This window comes from Paenalcaligenes sp. Me52 (genome assembly GCF_050487965.1).
Lineage (GTDB): Bacteria > Pseudomonadota > Gammaproteobacteria > Burkholderiales > Burkholderiaceae_B > Paenalcaligenes.
Genome location: NZ_JBKQFO010000059.1, coordinates 1 through 541, shown reverse-complemented (window position 1 = coordinate 541; position 541 = coordinate 1). Strand labels below are relative to the sequence as shown.

At 53.0% G+C, this 541-nt stretch carries 1 protein-coding gene; it reads right to left on the bottom strand.

All coding sequences use genetic code 11. The annotated features are described in order from the left end of the window. Nucleotides 1-541 (bottom strand): nucleoside hydrolase (locus tag ACLO87_RS16975; RefSeq protein ID WP_430224368.1); only part of this gene is annotated, 541 nt, incomplete at both ends.

Here is a 541-nt window from a genome sequence, read left to right as displayed (position 1 = left end):
GTGTTTCCACGCCAACCCAGCGCTCAACAGTGGTAAACAACTCCGGTTTCAACAGCCAGGCGATGGTGCATGGGTCATGCAGTGGTGCGCCGACAAAGCCCCATTTTTCGTCTTTATGATATTCGAGGAAGAAATCCAGCAGTTCGGCAACAATGGTTGAAACAGGGTTGCCAATCGCGCGGAAACGCTCAGTGTCTTCAACGTGGATTTGTGCTTTGTGAGTAACATCCAGACCGGCCATCACCACCGGAATTCCTGACTGGAAGACAATTTCTGCCGCTTCCGGGTCAACGTAAATATTAAATTCAGCCGCAGGCGTCCAGTTACCAAGCCCCATTGCGCCGCCCATAATCACGATACGGGCAATTTTGCTATGCAGTTCCGGGTGGCTATTGAGCAGCAAGGCAACGTTAGTTTGCGGTCCGGTAGACACAATGGTGACAGGTTCCTCACTTTCACGCAGCGTTTTCGCCATCAGCTCTACCGCCGTACAGTTTTGCGGTGCGAATGTCGGTTCCGGTAATGCCGGGCCGTCGAGACC